The organism is Corallococcus sp. AB030 (assembly GCF_003668965.1).
Lineage (GTDB): Bacteria > Myxococcota > Myxococcia > Myxococcales > Myxococcaceae > Corallococcus > Corallococcus exiguus.
In genome coordinates this window covers 1-17,621 of record NZ_RAWQ01000040.1, presented here as the reverse complement: position 1 = coordinate 17,621, position 17,621 = coordinate 1, and the positions used below count along the sequence as shown (strand labels likewise).

Below are 17,621 nucleotides of genomic sequence, written 5' to 3'. Positions count from 1 at the left end.
GACCGCGGCACAGCCCTTGCTCATGTATCAGGGCATGAACCGAACCCACCTGGTCCTCCTGCTGTCAGTGATTGGCCTCACCGGTTGCGCGAGGCGCGCGGCCAACACGAGCACCGCCGACGCGGCGACGCACCCGCCGGCCCCCACCGCCAGCGACCGTGGCAACGCGGCGCGGCCCACGCCCGACGACGCGGAGCAGGCGCTCGCGGCGCTCAACGCCTCGCCCATCTACTTCCCGCTCGACTCCTCCATGCTCCCGTCGGAGGCCACCGACGAGCTGTCGCGCATCGCCCAGGCCCTGCGTCAGCGAGGCCTCGCGAAGGTGACGGTGGCGGGTCACACCTGCGAGCTGGGCACGACGGAATACAACATCGCGCTGGGCCAGCGCCGCGCCGCCAGCGTGCGCGCCTACTTGGTGAACCTGGGCGTCGAGCCCGGGCGCATCTCCGTCATCTCCTACGGAGAAGAGCGGCCCGCGGACGCGAACGCCCCGGAGAAGAACCGCCGCGCGGAGTTCTCCTTCCGCCTGGCCGAACAGGCCCGCGCCGGCGATCTGTAAGCCTTTTTCGAACCCTCACCGCGACCCCACTCACATGAGCTCCAGCGAAAACGCCCCCCTCCCGCCGTCTGTCATCCGTACCCTGCGCTGGCCCCTGGGCATCGCCGCCGTCGTGGCGCTCCTGGGCGGTTCGAGCTACTTCTTCCTGCGCACGTCGGAGCCGCCTCCCGCCCCCACGCCGACAATCGCCGAGCCCACGCCTCCGGCACCGCCTCCGCCCCCGGCGGTGCAGCTCTCCGGCACCGACGCTCGCGTGAGGGAGCTGTTGAAGGGACTCTCCAGCGACGCGGACTATGCGCGCTGGCTGTCCTCCGAGGACCTGGCCCGCCGCTTCGCCGCGTCCGTGAACCTTGTCGCCGAAGGCCAGAGCCCGCGCATGCCGCTGTCCTTCATGGCGCCCGCCGGGACCTTCCGCGTGACAAAGCGTCATGGCCACACGGTGACGGCGCCGGAAAGCCATACCCGTTACGACGGCGTGGCCCGCGTCATCACCTCGCTGGACGCGAAGAAGGCGGGACAGGTGTATCAGGAGCTCAAGCCGCTGCTGGACGCCGCCCACGCGGAGCTGGCCCCGCCGGGCCGGAGCCTGGATGCGACCCTGTCGCAGGCCATCGGGCGTCTCACCCGGGTCTCCGTCCCCAAGACGCCTCCGGAGCTCACGACGAAGGGCGCGCTCTACGTCTACGCGGATCCGAACCTGGAAGCGCTGGGTGCGGCGGAGAAGCACCTGCTGCGCATGGGACCGGAGAACATGCGCAAGGTGCAGGCGAAGCTCACCGAACTGGCGGCCGCCCTGGGCCTGCCGTCGCAAGAGCAGGCCCGCAGGCCGTAGCCGTCGCCGGACAAAGGCGAAGGCGGCCTGGCCAGGACGGAAACGGATGAACGGCTGCATGCCCGCGTCAGCGAGGCGGGTGACCTGCCTTCGCACGGCCTGGTTGCTTCGCCGACTGGCAGGAGACGCACCCACGGCACAGCTTTTGGATTGCCATGGACGTCCCCGCCTCGCTGCTCGACTTCTCGCTGGTCCAGGGAACATCACTCGACCGGCGGCACCGCTTCCCCCGTCTCGACCGGGTCTCGATGCCCGTGCGCGTCGCCAGCCTGATGCTGGTGAGCTGGCTGCCGCTCCTCGTCCTGTCTCTCCTGGAGGGCGGGCCGCTGGCACACGCCTTCCTGCGCAACGTGGCGACCCATGTCGAGTTCCTGGTGTCCCTGCCGCTGCTCATCGCGGCCGATGGATACATCGACAGGCGCCTCGCGGCGGCCGTGCGCCATTTCGTCATCGCGGAGCTGATTGATGCGAAGCACCTGCCCCGCTACGAGGCCATTGCTCGCGACGCGGCGCGGGGGCGGCGAAGCGGCGTCATCGAGGCCGGGTTGCTGGTCGTCTCCTTCGCCCCGTCCTTCTTGCACGTGCCCTACCTGCCGAACCGTCCGGACTGGCTCCATGCGGAGCCCGGGGGCCCGCTCACCCCGGCCGGGTGGTGGTACCTCGCGGTGAGCATGCCGATCATCCGGTTCGTGCTCCTTCGCTGGCTGTGGCGGGGGATCCTGTGGGCGATCTTCCTGTTCAAGGTCTCCAGGCTGCCGCTCTCGCTCGTGCCCACCCATCCGGACTCGGCGGGCGGAATGGGCTTCCTGGGCACCTGCCAGGCAAGCTTCTCGGTCATCGTCCTCGCGTTGTCCGCCACGCTCACCGCGCAGCGTCTGGCGCACGCCTCCACCGCGAACTTCACCGGCTACGCCATTCACCTGGCCGCCTTCTCGATCATCTGCCTTACCGTCGTCTTCTCGCCGCTGATGTTCTTCTTCCGTCAGCTCCTGCTGGCGAAGCGAAGGGGGGACCATGCCTACTCGGGCGTGGCGGCCTGGCACTCGCGGCGTTTCGAGCAGCGGTGGTTCCACCGCGAGCTACCGGAGGGGCTGAACCCGCTGGGCGCGCCCGAGTTCTCCTCACAAACAGACCTGAATACGTCCTTCACCACGGCGCGCGGCATGCGCTGGTTCCCGGTGGACATCCGCGCCGCGCTGGCCGTCGTCGCCGCGGCCATGGCCCCCATGGTGCCCCTGCTCCTCGCCGACCGGCGCTTCATCGAGGTGATGCTGGAGCTCGGTAAGAGCATTCTCTGACGCCGCGACGCACCGTCGTCAGAGCAGGATGTCGGTGCCCACCGAGAGGGTCGGCCCCGTCTGCCCAGCGGTATAGAAGCCGAAGCTGGACCCGGTGGGGCTGCGCTGGACGTAGATGAAGTGCAGGTTCAACCGCCAACTGCGCGCGGCCATGGGAAACACGCTGACGCCGCCCGACAGCTCCCAGGGCCTGCGGTCGAACTCATCGAACACCAGCGAGCCGGAGGAGTACACGCCCACGTATTTCGGGACGACCATGTACATGGCCTGGGCGAAGAAGCCCTGGTCGAAGATGGAGTCCTGCGGCAATGGCCCGGTGGCCAGGAAGTTCGAGAGCCGCCGGAAGAAGTACTCCCCCTGGAACGTGAAGCCCCGGTACTTCGCCCCGACGTCGAAAGCCAGCACCTGGTAGTTGAGCTTCTGGACCGTCACGCCATCCGCGAGCGCGCCCTCCTCGAAAGCCAGCAGCCCATCGGAGAGGCGGATCTGCGTCTCGTTGGGAGGTGAGCCCAGCTGGTTCGCCCGGTCCTCCCGCGCATGCGCGGCGGAGATTCCGAAGCGCGTCGCCACCCGCGGGTGCTCCTCGAAGTCCGCCAGGCCCCCCCGCAGGCCATACTCGCCGGTGGTGGGCATCCACGAAATGGAAGCGCTGTAGGCCAGGTCGCGCGAGTCATTGGTGGCGGTGATGCCCAGCTGGCTCAGGTTCGTGTTCAAGGAGACCGTGTAGAAGAACCGTGAGAGGGGCTCGCCCTTCAGCCACACCGCGGAGGAGAACCCGCCGCGAAAGAACTCCTCGCCCATCTGCCGGTCGCTGGAAGCCCAGAACGGATGGGAGCCCTGCATCGAACGCGAGGTGAGCGTGGGGCCGATTCCGGCGCCCAGCGTGAGGGCCTTGTTGAACTTGAACTGCAGGTTGCCGAAGGCCAGCGTCTGCTGCGTGGTGGGCAGCGACCAGACGGTCACCGTGTAGCTCAGGCGCGGATGCAGCGCGAAGCCCGAGAACCAGATCATCGTGCGGTGCCAGTTGATGTCGTTGCGGGTCTTGACCTCGTGCTCGCGTCCCAGATGGTCGATGAAGATCTGATTCCCCGGGAGTTGATTCACATAGCGCACCAACCCATAGAGGCTGATGTTCAGGCTGCCCCAGTCGGTCTTCAGCAGTTGAAAGCCCCGGGCCGGCGTGAACTCGCCAGCGACGGTGTTCTCCGCGGGCTCCAGGTCCTGGTCATCCACGGGGGTCGTGTCCGCCGGAGGAGTGACCGCGGCATCATCCTGGGCCATGGCGCGCAAGGGAAGAAGCGCCAGCGCACCGGCGAGCAGCGCCAGCAGGGTCGCGAGACAGCGTCGACGGAAGTGCGGGGACATGGCGCGCTCAGGGAGAAGCAGCGGGGGGTCGTTGAGAGCGCTCCCACGCGCGGACCTTGAGCCGGGCCGCGTCGAAGAGCCGCGCGAAGTTTCCTTGGAGCAGCTTCGCGCGGGCCTCCGGGGTCAGCAGCTCCAGCATGGGCGCATACTGCGTGTAGACGCGCAGATACTTGGACTGGGTCTCGGGCGAGACCTCATCGGTGCCGAAGAGGAAGCGCTCCGGATACCGGTTGATCGTCTCCGCCACCCTTCGTGCTGTCTCCGGAGTGGCCACCGCGTACTTGGCGACCTCGGACCAGGAGATGTCCATGGACACGTGTCGAAGGTCCGGGTCCGCCAGGATCCCCTCTATCAACTCGATGTGGTGTTCCACCGGACGCACCACCCGGCCGACACCGACGTGCGCCCAGATGATGGTCGTCTTCGGATGCCGCTTGAACAGGGCCTTGATCTGCTCCAGGTGGACCGGCGTCGACCCCTCCTCCGCGAAGGGAGCGTCCAGGTCGTTGTGCAGGAGCACCACCAGGCCCACCTCACCGGCGAAGTCCAGGAGGCGGTCGAGGGCCGGGTCGGTCAGGCTGGCGACCTCGCCCGCGACCTTCGAGGAGACGAACTCCTTGTGGATCGTGAACTCGCCAATGCCGCTGAACACGCCGGGGTAGACCGTGAGCACCCGCCGGATGTGATCCGCCGCGTACATGTCCGTCGGATTGAAGCCGGTGATCATCGGCTCGAAGCGCGCGCGCTGTTCCTTCGGCAGGGACAGGTACGCGTTCGCGATGAACGCATCCGTGAAGGAGTAGTAGTAGAGCGGCGCATCCGTCTGCAGGTAGTAGGTGGGTGCGGCGTTCCCAGACACCCGGTAGGACCACTGCTGCTGCAAGGGGATGCCGAACAGCGTGGCCCGTCCGACCTTGTCTCCCATCACGCGCAGCATGTGGCGGATGTCGCAGCCCTCCTGGACGTAGTTGGTCAGGTGCACGTGGGAGTCATTGAAGAGGAAGGACCGCTTGGGGGTCTGCGCCACGGCGTCCGAAGCCAGGAGCAGGCCGAGCGCGAACCACGGACACCATCGAGCCATCGCCAGCCTCCGGGCAGGGAGCCGCACGCTATGCATGCCCATCCCTCCAGGGAGAGCCGCCCCCGGGTGCATGAGCGATGTCTGACGGGCGGAGGGGCGCCCGTGAAGCCCCCTCCCCCAAGGCTGTCCTACCGTCGATGGAGAACTACGTTCCGCCGTGAAAGGCATTCACAACGGGAGGAGCCCCCATGCTCGCAGGCAACCAGGGTCGCTGGAGTGTTCTCCTGGCGGCGATCGCCGCCATCACGATCACGACGAGCGCTTCGGCACAAAAGGCCGCGACCGGGCTCCCCACCGACGCGGAGTTCCAGTCCGCCATGCAGCGGGCCTATTCAGCGAACAAGGCCGTCACCGAAGGCAAGAACGCCGACTACATCCCGGCGCTCGCCAAGGTCGATCCGAAGCTGTTCGGCATCGCCATCCTCACCGTGGACGGGAAGGTCTACTCCGTTGGAGACACCGACCACGCGTTCTCCATCCAATCCATCTCCAAGCCCTTCACGGCGGCCAGGCTGATGTCGGAGATGGGAGTCCAGAAGATGGAGGACAAGCTGGGGGTGAACGCCACCGGCCTCCCCTTCAACTCCATCGAGGCGATTGAGCGGAACAAGCAGCAGGAGGAACCTCCCACCGGCAATCCCCTGGTGAACGCGGGCGCCATCGCCACGGTGGGGAACCTGAAGGCCGCCAACGCGGACGCGCGCTGGAACAGCGTCATCAACAACCTCAGCGCGTTCGCGGGACGCAACCTCTCCGTGGACCAGCAGATCTACAAGTCCGAGGCGGAGACCAACACCCGCAACCGCTCCATCGCGGATCTGCTCAAGGCGTATGAAGTGATTCCCGGCAGTCCGGCGGAGGCGCTCGACGTCTACACGCGGCAGTGCTCGGTGGCGGTGAACGTGAAGGACCTGGCCGCGATGGGCGCAACCCTCGCCACGGGCGGCACCAATCCCCTCACCGGCAAGACGGTGGTGAGTCCGGACGTCGCCGCGCACACGCTCGCGGTGATGATGACCGCCGGCCTCTACGAGGACTCCGGCACCTGGGCCTACGACGTGGGCGTGCCCGCCAAGAGCGGCGTGGGAGGCGGCATCGTCGCGGTGGTACCCGGCAAGTACGCGGTGGCCGCGTTCGCTCCTCCTCTGGACGAAGCGGGCAACAGCGTGCGCTCGCAGCGGGCCATCGAGTCCATCGTGAAGGACCTGGGCGGCAACGTCTTCCACGTCGCGAAGCGGCCGGCGGCCCGGCCCTCGCCGCGGTAGGCGTCACTTCTCCTTCTTGAACGTGTGGTCGAACGAGTACTGCATCGAGAACTGCAGCCGGAAGTCATCGTAGATGTAGCCGCCCCGGAAGTTGCGGCGTTGTCCCCACGAGAACTCCGGACCGAAGAAGAGGTCCTCCGTCGGATGGACCAGCACGTTCGCCAGGGCGTAATTGCCAGCGCTGAACGCGGTGTCTCCCTGGCCATTCGAGTTCACGACGTTGACGAACGAATGGCCAATCGTGCTGGTGAACAGCTCGCTCCAGGTCAAATCCAGGAAGGCGACCGTGCTCAACATCTTCAGGCCCACGCCCTCGACCGGCTTCGCGGATCCGGCCGGGTTCAGCTGGACGGCGACGTCCGCGCCGGCGTCGTTCATGTAGTTCTCAATGGCCTTGCCATAGACGACCTGGAGCCGGAGCACGGCCTTCTTCCAGGGGAGCTTCAGATTCGAGCTCAAGGCGACGCCCGCCCCCACGGTGTCCCCGGCCAGGTCGATGGCATCGCCGTTCAGGTCATCCCACCGGAGGTACCGCACGATGCCCGCGAGTTGCACGTGACCGAAGCCGCCGCTGTACCGGTAGTGGGCCACCACGTCGGGCGCGGGGAAGCGTGAGGTGACGCCCTCCAGCTCGATGCGCTGGGAGTAGTTGTCGACGTCCGCCGAGCCGCCCGGACTTTCGAGGGACAGGTGCAACTCGTGCGCGGGCCCCTGGAGCGGGCGCCAGCGGATCTGGGCGTTGCGGAAGAACACCATGCCGTTGGGTCCCCAGTACTCGATGGAGTTGGGGAAGACGTCCGGGTCCATGAACCCGCTCCACGTCTGGCCGGCGCCGAACTGGCCGAGCTCACCGAAAGCGTGTCTCAACCGGAACGTCGTCTGGCCCGCTTCGTCACCGACCCCAAACAACTCCGCTTCCAGGTGGACCTTCAGGTCGCCCAGTTTGGTGGGAAGGAAGCTCTTGATGCCGAGCCGGCTCTGCCGGACGCCGAAGAACACGCGTCCCTCGCCGCCGAACTCACCGTCGAACGAGGGCAGCTTCGTGGGCCGCAAGACGTCAAACCAATCCTGGTTGATGGTCCCGAAGTTGTAGCCCGAGTCGGTCATCGCGAAGCCGAAGACCTCCAGCTGCGGCCCGGTGGGCTTCTCCTCTTCTTGAGCCATGGCTGGGAGCGCGCAAAAGCAAGACGCCCACAGCCCTCCCACCATCCATCTTCCCAGCCGCATGAGAGCCCCCTCCCCCGGAGGCTCGAAGCTGGAAGCAGGCGCATGCCGATTCAACCGTGCGCGCGGACAGCAGGAATGGGGCCGCGTTCACAACCGGGTCGTACGGAGGAGCGTTAGCGGGCCACCGGGCGCGAAGGGGTTTCCTCCCGGACGATGAGCAGCCCATCCATGACCGTTGCCCAGGGGGCCTTCATCCACGAGGTATAGGTCAGGGGACGGGCCACCCTGGGCCCCAGCTCACGAAGCTGGCGCCCATCCAGATACCGGGTGTCTCCGGTGTGGTTCGCGAACGCCTCGGCCTCCAGCGAATCGGGGGTCGCGGGGGCGAGGACAAACGTGCGGGGGCTGGCGCCGAGTGAATGGCTTCCGGAGCTGGCGGAGAACCCCAGCACGAAGGACTGGTCCCCGAACCGCTCACGGACAAAGGACCCGAAGGGAATCCTCTGCCGGTCGTCCGTCTCCAGGCTCGACATGTCCTTCGCGGCATGAACGGTGGCAGTCCAGACAATGGCTTTCCGGGGCTGGGGGGACTGGGACAGGAGCCATTCCAGGTTCATGAACATGGAGCGATCTCGCGCGATGTCATGACCCCAGTCCCAGGGCCCATCAGGCTGAGCCTGCTTCCGGGCCCGCGCGGCGGCCTCACGGGTGAAGTTCCTCACCAGATTGCGGGCGATCTGCGACTGCGCGGGTGTCGCTGGCGCTTCGGGCCTGGAGAGCGCCGACTCCAGCTCCTTCGCGCAGCCCAGGAGGTCCTTCGCGGTCTCCGCCGTGTACGGGTGGGTTTCGTCATACCGCCAGGCCAGGTGCCGATCGAGCGCCGCTCCGCACTCCGCCTGCCGCGGGCCGGTGAACAAGGGGCTGAGCTCACGCGCCATCTCTTTCGTCGCCCAGGTGCCCCGGTTGATCTGATCATCAATCCCACCGACCGCGAGGGTTCCCGCCCGGAGCCGCTCGGCTAGAAAAGGAATCAGGGGCGCCATCTCCGGACTGGCCCACATCCCGCCAATGGCAGCCGCGAGCGTGTCATCGCTGACGGGCTGGCCCGCTTTCAGCAGCGTCTGGATGCGGAGGAAGTCATAGGTGCCCGTCTCGATGAAGAAGGCGTCGTACTGGCATTCCTCCACCAGCCTGCGGGTCAACTCCACCTTGAAGGCCACGGTCCTGGCGCTGCCGTGGTGGGATTCCTCCCCCAGCAGCGCCATCTGTTTGCCGCAAAGCTCCCGGACGATCCGGTCGGCGTCTGAAACCCGAGGGGCTTCACTTCGGGGTGACGAGGCACAGCTCGAAAGCAAGGGAATCAGGAGCAGCAGGTATCTCATTCGGGGTCTCCAGGAAGGAGCATGCTCCGAGGCGCTCTCCCAGTGAAACAGTGGGCAAGCCGCCGGCCTTGTGGGTCTACCCAGCCCCTGTCTGCCCGGCCGCCCATCTCCTCTATACTTTCGCCATGCACGCAGGGCAGCGACGTCAGGCGACAGGCGTCACCAAGACGGACCCCATCACGAACGGTGGAGGCGAGGAGCGGGTCGCGGGGTACGCGCAGCGGATCGCCGTGGTCGTCCACCACGAGCATGGCGCCGAGCTGGGGTTGCTGACGCCCGACGTTCCCTTGACCCTCGGCCGTGACGAGCCCTCCGGCCTGCGCATCCACGACCGGCGGCTCTCGCGCGTCCATGCGCGCCTGCTGCTCTCCGACCAGCGCATCACCGTGGAGGATCTCGACTCGACCAATGGCACCTGGGTCGCCGGCAGGCGCATCCAGACGGCCTCGCTCGAAGTCGGTGATGAGTTCCGGCTCGGCGGGCTGCCCGCGCGGATCCACGCGCTGGGCCGTTCGGGGCAGTCGCTCCGACTGGAGGGAGATGCGCTCTTCCGGCAGGCCGTGGACGACGAGGCGGCACGGGCGCGGCAGTTCCACCGCCCCTTCGCCCTGCTCGTGGTGCGCGCCGCGCGGGCCCGGGGCCAGGGTGCGCCGCCTTCGATTGATGAGCACGTCCACCGTTGGTTGGAGCACGTGCACGGCCTGCTGCGCCCGGTGGACCGGATGGCGCCCTACGGCAGCGACGCCGTGCAGTTCCTGCTCCCGGAGACCGGCCCCGAGGACGCGACGCGCCTCGCGCACGCCATCGCCGCCCTTCCGCGCGACTCCAGCCCCCAGCTCGTGGTGGGCGTAGCGCTCTTCCCGGGAGCGGCCGGCACGGTGGAGGAGCTCATCGAGCTGGCGCGCGCGGCCGCCAACCGGGCCGGGCCTGAGAAGCCCGTGGAGCTGACCTCGACGGCGCCGTGGTTCGACAGCGGCACCGTGGCCCAGGGCGACCTCGTCGCGGGCGCTGCCATGCACGGGCTGCTGGAGACCGCGCGCCAGGTCTCGGCCTCTCGCGTCCCGGTCATCCTCCATGGGGAAACAGGCACGGGGAAGGAGGTGCTGGCGCGCTTGCTTCACGAGCAGGGCCCCCGGCGCTCCCAGCGGATGGTGCGCGTCAACTGCGGCGCCATTCCCAAGGAGCTCGTCGAAAGCACGCTCTTCGGTCACGAGCGCGGGGCCTTCACCGGCGCGGGGACCTTGAAGCAAGGCGTCTTCGAGGAGGCCCACGGCGGCACGGTCTTCCTCGATGAGATTGGCGAGATGCCGCTCGCGGCGCAGGTGGCGCTGCTGCGCGTGCTGGAGACCGGCGCCTTCTCACGGGTGGGGGCCAGCAAGGAGCTCACCGTCGACGTCCGCGTCGTCGCGGCGACGCACCGGGACCTCGAGAGCATGGTGGCCGCCGGGAGCTTCCGGGAGGACCTCTACTACCGGCTCAACGCCATCATCCTGGCCATTCCCCCGCTGCGAGAGCGGCAGGATGAAATCGAACCGCTCGTGCACCGCTTCCTGCGGCTCGCCAACGAGAGCAACGGCCGCGCGGTCCAGGGCTTCGAGCCCGCGACGCTGGAGCTGCTGCGGGCCTACTCCTGGCCCGGGAACGTGCGCGAGCTGAAGAACGCCATCGAACGCGCCGTCGTGGTCGCACGGGGTGCGCTGCTCACCCCCAGCGACCTGCCAGCGCGAGTGCAGGCAGCGGGCGCACCGCGGCCTCCCGCCGCGCCACCCGTGCCCGGGCCCGGGCAAGAAGCCCCGGACCCGGCTCGCGAGCGGGTGCGGGACTACGAGGCGCGGCTCGTCCAGGAGGCACTCATCGCGACGGGCTGGAACCGGACCGAGGCGGCGAAGCGTCTGGGAATCCCCGTGCGGACCCTGTCCTATCGGATGAAGGTCCTGGGTCTCAAGAAGCCGTAGCCCGCTCCCAATGACTCTCATCTCAAGGCCGGGCGAGCCCTCCACGGCGCTGCCCTTCATGCTCGGGGACTATCGGATCACCCGCATCCTGGGCCGTGGCGGGATGGGGGTGGTGTACCGGGCGGAGCACCGCGAGCACGCGGTGCCGGTGGCCCTCAAGACGGTCCGTGCGTCCTCGGAAGTCTTGCTCGCGGGCATCCGCCGGGAGATCCATGCGCTTCGGCGACTGAACCATCCGGGCATCGCGCGCATCCTCGACGAAGGTTTCTCGGAGGGACTGCCCTACTACGTGATGGAGCTCTTCGAGGGGGGAACCCTGCGAAGCCACCTTGGGGCCATTCCCGGGGCAAGCCTGCCCACGTCCACTGAAACCGCCGCGACGGGCGAGATGTCTGAAACCCTCCCCGCGCCCGCAGCCCCAGGGGAGCGCATCGGGTTCGACCTGCCCGCGCTCCGTGCACGGCTGTCCATGTTTCGAAGGCTCTGCGCACCACTCGCGCACCTGCACGGTGAGGGCTTCGTCCACCGGGACCTCAAGCCGGAGAACATCTTCATCCGCGAGGACGGACGTCCCGTGCTCGTGGACCTGGGCATCGCCGCGTCCTTCAGCGGAGCCGCGAGCCGCGAGGAGCTGGCCGCCGAAGGGCGCGTCGTGGGCAGCGTGGCCTACATGGCGCCGGAGCAGCTACGGGGCGAACTGGTGGATGCGCGCGCGGACCTCTACGCGCTGGGCTGCATCCTCTATGAGTGCCTCGTGGGCCGCCCGCCGTTCATCGGCTCGTGGGCCGGCTCCATCGTGTTCCAGCACCTGAACGAACCGCCCGCGCCCCCCTCGCGCTACGTCGAAGGCCTCCCGGAAGAGCTCGAATGGCTCGTGCTCCGGCTCCTCGAGAAGCGCCCGGAGGCCCGGCTCGGCTACGCCGAGGACGTGGCCCACGTGCTCGACACGTTGGGTGTCGAAGGCGACGAGCGCGAGGGCACGCCACGGCCCAGGAGCTATCTCTATCGCCCCGGGCTCGAAGGCCGCGCGGGCCCGCTGGCGGACCTGGGAAGCGCGCTGGAGCAACTGCGCCAGGAGCGGCGCGGACAGCTCATCCTCCTGGAGGGTGAGAGCGGTGTGGGCAAGACGCGGCTCGCCATGGAGGTGGCCCTGCTCGCCTCCCAGCGTCAGGTGAGGACGCTGACCGGGCAGTGCGCCCTGCTGGACATGTCATCCCTGGAGCAGGGACGGATCGCCGTCGCGCTCCATCCCTTCCGCCCGCTCCTGCAATGGGTCGCGGACCGCTGCCGCGAGCGGGGCGACACGGAGGCGGAGCGGCTCCTGGGCACCGGCGCCAGGTGGCTCGCGCTCTATGAGCCCGCGCTGGCGGAGCTTCCCTGGGTGCGGCGCCTGCCGGAGCTCCCGGTGCTGCCGCCGGCCGCGGCGCAGCCACGCATCCTGGAGGCGTTGCGCAAGGCGTTCGCGGCGCTCACGGAGGAGCAGCCCGTGCTGCTCGTCCTCGACGACCTGCAATGGGCCGACGAGCTCTCCCTCGCGTTCCTGAAGACGCTGGCCGACCGGGGCGGGGAACCCGGGCTGCTCATCCTGGGCACCTGCCGCCTGGGGGAGACCGGCGCGGAGCTCACGGCGCTCCTGGGCTCGCCGGGGATCCGTCGGATTGCGCTCGGCCGGCTCGACACGGCGAGCGTGGGGACGCTGGTGGCCGGGATGCTGGCCTTGCGCGAGTCACCGGCGGAGCTGGTGGACTTCCTGGCGGACAGCTCGTCCGGCAACCCCTTCTTCGTCGCGGAGTACCTGCGCGCGGCCATCGACGAAGGGATGCTGGTGCGGGACAGGAACGGAGCCTGGAAGCTCCGCTGGCCTGGAGCCGCGACGGACCGGCGGGCCCGCCACCTGCTCCTGCCGCACACGCTGGCCGCGCTCATCGAGCGCCGCCTGTCCCTCGTGGGCGACGCCGGGCGGGCGCTGGTGGAGCACGCCTCGGTCCTGGGGCGCGAGTTCGACAGCGCATTGCTGCCCACGCTGGCCGGGCTCGCGGAGGCGGAGGTGCTCGACGGGCTCGGGGAGCTGCGCAGGCGCCAGCTCATCGAGGAGACCGCCTCCGGACGGCTGCGCTTCGTCCACGACAGGTTCCGGGAGATCGCCTACGGGCGCATGGCCCTGGAGCGGCGGCGCGAGCTCCACCTGGGCGCGGCGCACCTGCTGGAGTCGCGCTTCCGCGACGTCCCTGACCTCTTCCCGGAGCTCGGGCACCACTTCTCGCAGGCGGGCCTCCACGACAAGGCGATCCTCTACCTGGGCCACGCGGCGGAGCGGGCGCGGGCCACGTACGCCAACGGGGAGGCCATCCGCCTCTACCAGGCCGTTCTCCACGAGATGCAGCAGGCCGGAGAGCAGCTCCGGGCCGTCCTGCTCCACGAGGCGCTCGGGGACGTGCTCGCCCTGGTGGGGCGGCACGAGGAGGCCCGGTCCTCCTATGCCTTCGCCATGGAGGGCACCGCCTCCGGGAAGCGCCTGGATCTCTCGCGCCTGCATCGCAAGGCGGGCAAGGCCTGGGAAACGCAGCATGCGCATGAAGCCGCGCTCACGGCCTACCTCACCGCGGAGCAGGTCCTGGGTGAAACCCCTTCCGAAGCCGCGGAGGCGTGGTGGAACGAGTGGCTCCAGGCACGGCTCGATCAGCTCGCTGTGCACTACTGGACGGCACGGCTGGACGTGATGGAGGAGCTGTCCCGGAGCCTCCAGCCCACGGTCGAGCGCCACGGCACACCCCTTCAGCAGGCCCGCTTCTTCCAGGTGCGCGTCCAGCGCAACCTGCGCGCGGAGCGCTATCTCGTCTCGGAGGAGACCGTGCGCTTCGCCCGGGACTACCTGCGGGCCAGCGAAGCCGCGAACAGCCCCGCGGAGCGCGCCGAGGCGGAGTGCGTGCTCGCATGCGTGCTGCTGTGGCACGGCGCACTGGAGGAGGCCGCGACCCGCCTGGCCCTGACGGTGGAACAGGCCCGGCGCACGGGGGACGTGGCCATGGAGGCGTATGGGCTCGCCTACCTGCCGCAGATCTACCGGCGGCAGGGCGCCATCGAAGCGACGCGAGAGGCCGCGACGCGGAGCCTGCGGGCCGCCGAGGCCGGGAACATGACGAGCTATGTCGGCGCGGCCCGGGCCAACCTCGGATGGGTGGCCCTGCGCGAGGGCCGAACCGGGGAAGCGAGGACAGAGTGCGAGGCTGCACTCCAGTGCTGGGCCACGACTTCCCGCGTCTACCCTTTCGAGTGGCTGGCCTTGTTGCCCCTCATGCAGTTGGACATTCTGGAGGGGTGCTTGGAGGAGGCCTCGCGGCGGGTGGCACGTCTGGTGGAACCCACACAACAGCACCTGTCCGAACCGCTCACCGCCGCCATCCGCGAAGCCCAGAAGGCCTGGAGCAGCGGCCGCGAGGAGGTCTCACGGATGGGCCTTCAGTACATTCTCAAGGCAGCACAGCGCGCCGGATATCTGTAGATACCCTCACAACCCCAGACACAAGGAAAGCCATGTCCCAGACGACACAAGACAAAAAATTGAATATCTTGTTCGAGGTAATCCGTTCGCCTGATCGCGAACCGGATGGCGCCCTCCGGAACAAGACTCCTGGCGGCAGGCATCACATGGAGGTTGGCGGCGCCGCGCGACTGACGGCGGTCAATGCCAAGGGGGACATCAAATGGACCTTTAGTCAGCCCAAGCTCGCGCCCCCCGCACCCGCACCGCCTACTCCTCACAATGCCATCGACGTCGCTGGCATGGCCTTCGGTCAGGTCGACGTCACGGCGCATGACCCGGTGACCAACCAGTTCGCGCCTCTGACCTTCTTCTGTGGCTCGGTGGTCATCATCGGAGCAGATGGCAAACAATGGCGCTTCTATGCCGACGGCAGCACCCACAACTTGGACCGCAACCCCACCCTCGACAAGCTCGTTGAATGCAATGCAGTCGTGGCCAACCTGACGGGCCCGAACGTGCTAATGCACAAGGCTGAATTGGAGCCGTATGTCACGTGCTACGTCTTGAATCTCAAGAGCTTCAAGTTCGACCCTTGACGACGACGCCCAAGGGCTTCCACGCGGGCACGCACCGGCTCCACGCGCCCGAGGCAACAATCGAGCGCGTGCGGAGCCTGCTGCCCGTGATGGGCATCACCCGCGTCGCCAACGTCACGGGCCTGGACACCCTCGGCATCCCGGTGGTGATGGTCATCCGACCCAACGCGCGCTCGCTCTCCGTTTCCCAGGGCAAGGGCGCCACGCTCGCCGCGGCCCGGGCCTCTGGGCTGATGGAGGCCATCGAGCTGTATCACGCCGAGCACCTCACCCTTCCCCTCAAGCTCGCCACCTTCAACGAGCTGCGGTTCACCCACCGGATGGTGGACGTGATGGGGCTGCCAGCGCTGTCCGTGAGCCGGTTCGACGGTCACTTCCGCACGCTCTGGACGGAGGGCCGGAACCTCTTCGACGGGGCCCCCACCTGGGTGCCCTACGAGATGGTCCACATGGACTTCACGCTCCCGCTGCCCTCGGGGAGCGGCTCGTTCCTGATGAGTTCCAGCGGCCTCGCCTCGGGCAACCACCCGCTCGAGGCCGTGAACCATGCGCTCTGCGAGCTCATTGAGCGCGACGCGGCCACCCTCTTCCGCTGCTCCAGCCAGGAGGCCCGGGACCGCCGCCGGGTGGACCTGAGCACCGTGGATGATCCGGGCTGCCAGGCCCTGCTCGGGCAATACGCGCGTGCAGGGGTGGAGCTCGGCGTCTGGGACATCACCTCCGACGTCGGCGTGGCGGCGTTCTCCTGCACCATCGTGGATGGGGACCCCTCGCCCCAGCGGCCCATAGGCCCGATGGGGGGAATGGGCTGCCATCCCTGCCGGGGCGTGGCCCTCTCCCGCGCGCTCACGGAGGCGGCCCAGAGCCGGCTCACCCTCATCACGGGCTCGCGCGAGGACGTGCGCCACCTGACGCCCCACGGGCCGGACGCGGAGTTCGAGGCCGCCCTGCGGATGCGGGACCGGCTCCGCGCCGAACCAGGGGTTCATGGATTCCACTCCGCACCCGACATGCTGACCAACACACTGGAGGAGGACCTGTCCTTCCTGCTTGAGCGCCTGCGGACGGTGGGGCTCCGGGAGGCCATCGCGGTGGACCTGACCCGGCCGCCCTTTGGCATCCCGGTGGTGCGGGTCATCGTGCCGGGACTCGAACCGCTCAACGACATTCCCGGCTACGTGCCGGGCTCCCGGGCCCGGCGCCGCCTTTCGGAGGACACGCCATGAACGTCGTCATCTTCGCGGGTCCCACGCTCTCCGCCAGTGAAGGCGCGCGCGTGCTCGATGCCACCTATCTCCCGCCAGCGGCGCAGGGGGACCTCTACCGGGCGGCGCTCGGCAAGCCCGTGGCCATCGGGCTCATCGACGGCTACTTCGAGCGGGTGCCATCGGTGTCCCACAAGGAGATCCTCTGGGCGATGAAGCAGGGGGTGCACGTCTTCGGCGCCGCGAGCATGGGCGCGCTGCGTGCCGCGGAGCTGTCTGCCTTTGGCATGGAGGGCGTGGGGGAGATCTTCAAGGCCTTCGCGAGCGGAGCGCTGGAGGACGATGACGAGGTCGCGGTGGTGCACGCCGCCGCCGAGGACGGCTACCGGCCGTTCTCCGAGGCGATGGTCAACCTCCGCGCGACGCTCCAGGCCGCACGGGCCGCGGGGATACTGGGAGAGGAGTCGCGGCGCACGCTGGAATCCTTTGCCAAGGGCCTCTTCCATGCCGACCGGAGCTGGCCTGCGCTCTTCCAGCGGGCCCGGGAGACGGGGCTCGATGTGGCCGGGCTTGAGGCCTTCCGCCGCTTCGTGACGGAGCATCGTGTCGACCAGAAGCGGCTTGATGCGTTCGCGCTGCTGCACACCCTGCACGCACGGCTGGAGGCGGGGCTTCCTCCGAAGGAAACGCGCTACGCCTTCTCCCATACGGATGCCTGGGAGCACATCCGCCAGAAGGTAGGCGCCGCACCGGCCTCAGGTGAACTGGACGCGGCGCTGTAGACTGTCCTTGAGGAGCTCCACGTCTCTGGCGCCCTCGAACCAGCGCGCTGGGGGCGCTCGTACGCGCCCTGGTGCTCGGGGAAGCCCGCCGACGGGAGCGCTCAGTGGACGCGCGGACGCTCCAGGCGGAGGCAGAAGCCTTCCGGCGCGAGCGTGGGCTCCTGGAGGCCAGAGCCACTGCGGAGTGGATGCAGGCACAGCGGCTCAGCGTGGAGGGCTTCTGGGAGTTGATGCTGGAGGAGGTCTTGCTGCGTTGGGCCTACCAGACGTTCGCGCCCGCACTCATTTCATGCCTTCCGAGCCATCTCCGCGCCTCCGGCGATTACGCCGCGCTCGCCGAGCGCGCCGAACGCAAGCAGCGCATCCTCGCTGAGCGAGGTCTGGAGAGCCCAAGATTGGAGGACACGGACCTCACGGAGGACCTTCTCTGCCGCTGGTACTTCAGTGAGCGGCTCGGCCAGCCCGTACCGTCGAATCTCGACGACCATGCCCGTGCTAAGCCATCCCGACTAATTCCGTTCAGGGGGTGTTGGCCCAGATGGGGAGCCTGCCGCGCCTGCGGACGCGGCGCAGCAGGAGAACGGCCTCATCATAGAAGGCGTCACGGTCCGCCGTCAGCATGCGGCTGAAGTAGGTGGACTTCAGCTCCT

At 68.5% G+C, this 17,621-nt stretch carries 14 protein-coding genes; 9 read left to right on the top strand and 5 right to left on the bottom strand.

Annotated features, from left to right (window positions below; genetic code table 11):
* Window positions 1-34 precede the first annotated feature (34 nt).
* The 3 genes from D7Y15_RS12955 to D7Y15_RS12945 all read left to right on the top strand — a co-directional run bounded on the left by D7Y15_RS12955 (window position 35) and on the right by D7Y15_RS12945 (window position 2,689).
* Window positions 35-559: an OmpA family protein gene (locus tag D7Y15_RS12955; RefSeq protein ID WP_121752764.1), complete on the top strand. Its 525-nt coding sequence runs from the start codon at window positions 35-37 to the stop codon at window positions 557-559.
* Between the two features lie 34 nt (window positions 560-593).
* Window positions 594-1,391 carry a DUF3014 domain-containing protein gene (locus tag D7Y15_RS12950; protein ID WP_121752753.1) on the top strand — a complete coding sequence of 266 codons (798 nt, stop codon included), beginning with the start codon at window positions 594-596 and terminating at the stop codon, window positions 1,389-1,391.
* Between the two features lie 155 nt (window positions 1,392-1,546).
* Window positions 1,547-2,689, top strand: a complete 1,143-nt coding sequence (locus D7Y15_RS12945) for a hypothetical protein (RefSeq protein ID WP_120574281.1) — start codon at window positions 1,547-1,549, stop codon at window positions 2,687-2,689.
* Window positions 2,690-2,707: 18 nt separating this feature from the next.
* Here D7Y15_RS12945 and D7Y15_RS12940 read toward each other — a convergent pair whose 3' ends face one another.
* Together D7Y15_RS12940 and D7Y15_RS12935 are read right to left on the bottom strand one after the other, a co-directional pair.
* On the bottom strand, window positions 2,708-4,054 hold the full coding sequence (locus tag D7Y15_RS12940; protein ID WP_120574282.1) for a hypothetical protein: 1,347 nt from the start codon (window positions 4,052-4,054) through the stop codon (window positions 2,708-2,710).
* A gap of 7 nt (window positions 4,055-4,061) precedes the next feature.
* On the bottom strand, window positions 4,062-5,135 hold the full coding sequence (locus tag D7Y15_RS12935) for an amidohydrolase family protein (protein ID WP_121752752.1): 1,074 nt from the start codon (window positions 5,133-5,135) through the stop codon (window positions 4,062-4,064).
* 188 nt (window positions 5,136-5,323) lie between these two features.
* Between D7Y15_RS12935 and glsA the strand changes: the two genes are divergently transcribed.
* Window positions 5,324-6,400 (top strand): glutaminase A, encoded by a 1,077-nt coding sequence (gene glsA / locus D7Y15_RS12930; RefSeq protein ID WP_121752751.1) that lies wholly within the window; start codon window positions 5,324-5,326, stop codon window positions 6,398-6,400.
* Window positions 6,401-6,403: 3 nt separating this feature from the next.
* Here the strand turns inward: glsA and D7Y15_RS12925 are convergent, their stop codons facing one another.
* Together D7Y15_RS12925 and D7Y15_RS12920 are read right to left on the bottom strand one after the other, a co-directional pair.
* Complete coding sequence (locus tag D7Y15_RS12925) at window positions 6,404-7,564, bottom strand: DcaP family trimeric outer membrane transporter (RefSeq protein WP_199745922.1); 1,161 nt, start codon at window positions 7,562-7,564, stop codon at window positions 6,404-6,406.
* A gap of 176 nt (window positions 7,565-7,740) precedes the next feature.
* Window positions 7,741-8,832, bottom strand: coding sequence for an erythromycin esterase family protein (locus D7Y15_RS12920; protein WP_233604927.1), 1,092 nt, complete (start codon window positions 8,830-8,832; stop codon window positions 7,741-7,743).
* 242 nt (window positions 8,833-9,074) lie between these two features.
* Here D7Y15_RS12920 and D7Y15_RS12915 point away from each other — a divergent pair, with 242 nt between their 5' ends.
* Genes D7Y15_RS12915 through D7Y15_RS12895 form a run of 5 tightly spaced genes read left to right on the top strand, consistent with a single transcriptional unit; the run spans window position 9,075 to window position 16,971 of the window.
* Window positions 9,075-10,904 (top strand): sigma 54-interacting transcriptional regulator, encoded by a 1,830-nt coding sequence (locus D7Y15_RS12915; protein ID WP_120574287.1) that lies wholly within the window; start codon window positions 9,075-9,077, stop codon window positions 10,902-10,904.
* Between the two features lie 10 nt (window positions 10,905-10,914).
* Entirely contained in the window at window positions 10,915-14,406 is a 3,492-nt protein-coding gene (locus D7Y15_RS12910) for a serine/threonine-protein kinase PknK (protein ID WP_121752749.1), read from the top strand.
* A 32-nt stretch (window positions 14,407-14,438) separates the two neighbouring features.
* Window positions 14,439-14,984: a hypothetical protein gene (locus D7Y15_RS44120; protein ID WP_148712753.1), complete on the top strand. Its 546-nt coding sequence runs from the start codon at window positions 14,439-14,441 to the stop codon at window positions 14,982-14,984.
* Complete coding sequence (locus D7Y15_RS12900) at window positions 14,981-16,210, top strand: YcaO-like family protein (protein ID WP_233604926.1); 1,230 nt, start codon at window positions 14,981-14,983, stop codon at window positions 16,208-16,210. The genes D7Y15_RS44120 and D7Y15_RS12900 overlap by 4 nt, the downstream gene beginning before the upstream one ends.
* Window positions 16,207-16,971 (top strand): TfuA-like protein, encoded by a 765-nt coding sequence (locus D7Y15_RS12895; RefSeq protein WP_121752746.1) that lies wholly within the window; start codon window positions 16,207-16,209, stop codon window positions 16,969-16,971. Before D7Y15_RS12900 ends, D7Y15_RS12895 begins: the two co-directional genes overlap by 4 nt.
* A 287-nt stretch (window positions 16,972-17,258) precedes the next feature.
* Here the strand turns inward: D7Y15_RS12895 and D7Y15_RS12890 are convergent, their stop codons facing one another.
* A complete protein-coding gene (locus tag D7Y15_RS12890; protein WP_121752745.1) occupies window positions 17,259-17,459 on the bottom strand; it encodes a hypothetical protein in 201 nt (66 codons plus the stop codon).
* Window positions 17,460-17,621 lie beyond the last annotated feature (162 nt).

Excerpts from the sequence above, each read along its gene's own strand:
- D7Y15_RS12955 (WP_121752764.1), top strand. The coding sequence starts at position 35 with ATGAACCGAACCCACCTGGTCCTCCTGCTGTCAGTGATTGGCCTCACC.
- D7Y15_RS12950 (WP_121752753.1), top strand. The coding sequence starts at position 594 with ATGAGCTCCAGCGAAAACGCCCCCCTCCCGCCGTCTGTCATCCGTACC.
- D7Y15_RS12945 (WP_120574281.1), top strand. The coding sequence starts at position 1,547 with ATGGACGTCCCCGCCTCGCTGCTCGACTTCTCGCTGGTCCAGGGAACA.
- D7Y15_RS12940 (WP_120574282.1), bottom strand. The coding sequence starts at position 4,054 with ATGTCCCCGCACTTCCGTCGACGCTGTCTCGCGACCCTGCTGGCGCTG.
- D7Y15_RS12935 (WP_121752752.1), bottom strand. The coding sequence starts at position 5,135 with ATGGCTCGATGGTGTCCGTGGTTCGCGCTCGGCCTGCTCCTGGCTTCG.
- glsA (WP_121752751.1), top strand. The coding sequence starts at position 5,324 with ATGCTCGCAGGCAACCAGGGTCGCTGGAGTGTTCTCCTGGCGGCGATC.
- D7Y15_RS12925 (WP_199745922.1), bottom strand. The coding sequence starts at position 7,564 with ATGGCTCAAGAAGAGGAGAAGCCCACCGGGCCGCAGCTGGAGGTCTTC.
- D7Y15_RS12920 (WP_233604927.1), bottom strand. The coding sequence starts at position 8,832 with ATGGCGCTGCTGGGGGAGGAATCCCACCACGGCAGCGCCAGGACCGTG.
- D7Y15_RS12915 (WP_120574287.1), top strand. The coding sequence starts at position 9,075 with ATGCACGCAGGGCAGCGACGTCAGGCGACAGGCGTCACCAAGACGGAC.
- D7Y15_RS12910 (WP_121752749.1), top strand. The coding sequence starts at position 10,915 with ATGACTCTCATCTCAAGGCCGGGCGAGCCCTCCACGGCGCTGCCCTTC.
- D7Y15_RS44120 (WP_148712753.1), top strand. The coding sequence starts at position 14,439 with ATGTCCCAGACGACACAAGACAAAAAATTGAATATCTTGTTCGAGGTA.
- D7Y15_RS12895 (WP_121752746.1), top strand. The coding sequence starts at position 16,207 with ATGAACGTCGTCATCTTCGCGGGTCCCACGCTCTCCGCCAGTGAAGGC.
- D7Y15_RS12890 (WP_121752745.1), bottom strand. The coding sequence starts at position 17,459 with ATGGTCGTCGAGATTCGACGGTACGGGCTGGCCGAGCCGCTCACTGAA.